The sequence below is a fragment of the Vibrio sp. 378 genome, assembly GCF_033339435.1.
In genome coordinates this window covers 1-1,088 of sequence record NZ_JAWOUO010000144.1, presented here as the reverse complement: position 1 = coordinate 1,088, position 1,088 = coordinate 1, and the positions used below count along the sequence as shown (strand labels likewise).

Genomic DNA, 1,088 nt, shown 5'->3' with positions numbered 1-1,088 from the left:
TCTGCGTGCTTTCTCGGCCAGATTTTGTAGCCATGCAGAGAGCAATTGCGGCCACGCCGCGACAGGCAAACCTTGTGCATCGCGAATACCAAAACCGTGTTTACCTTGCTCAAACAAGTGCATTTCGGTTGCGATTTCGTGCTGGCGAAGTGCTTGCCAAAACACGAGGCTGTTTGCCACGCTCACGGCGGTATCGTCACTGGCATGTAAAAGAAAACAAGGCGGCATGTCTGACGTCACCTGTTTTTCTAGCGAGAATCGGAGAAGGTCAGATTCACGTACCAAATTAGCCAGTAACTCGGCACGCGAGCCCATGTGCGCAATATCGATGTTCATACTGATCACCGGGTACATCAAAGCGCAAAAATCGGGCTTGGCAGATACACGGTCCGCCTCATCTTGAAGAGGATAAATATCCAATGCGTGACTCGTCGCTAAGCTCGCTGCAACGTGTCCGCCAGCCGAGAAACCTAACACACCAATCGATGATAAATGCGACGCTAAAGGCAACCGACGCACCAAACGCATTGCTCGCTGCGCGTCCGCCAGTGGCGTCCAAGCTCCAAATTCATGCCCTTCATTTGGCATGCGATAGGTCATCACAAACACGGTAAAACCTGCTTGGTTCAACACGCGTGCGCTGTCCGCCCCTTCTTTATCCACCGAGACTCGCTGATAACCGCCACCGGGCATCAATAAAATACCAATCCCGTTGGATTGCTCTGGTTCAAACACGACAATTTCGGGATGCGTGATCTCAAACACTGCGCGATCTGGTAACAACTCGTTCGGATTTCTTTCTTGATAACTTTGCACCAGATGGGAGGGGATTTGAGGCTCAGACCACAAAGGCAAAACGAGATGCTCAGGAAACCAAGTCTGTAGTGAAGTAATCGGCGCAACGTGCATGGCATTCTCTCCGGCTTAAAAACAAAAAAAGCCAGCACAATGGCTGGCCTTAACCTATTTCCCGATAAAATGAGTGCTTAGTCTAGTAGCGACTTCACATATTCTGCAATTTCAGGTACTTGGCAGTGCGCGAAGAAACACTCTTGGAATTGCGTGCTGCCTACTGCAGTTTTCACTAG

1 protein-coding gene and 1 pseudogene are annotated in these 1,088 nt (G+C 50.2%); both read right to left on the bottom strand.

What is annotated here, in order from left to right:
* The coding region (locus R7Q48_RS24720; protein WP_318132752.1) for an alpha/beta hydrolase at nt 1-909 on the bottom strand (909 nt) is incomplete at its 3' end.
* A 77-nt stretch (nt 910-986) separates the two neighbouring features.
* Nucleotides 987-1,088: pseudogene (locus R7Q48_RS24715) on the bottom strand (hypothetical protein); the annotation flags it as partial.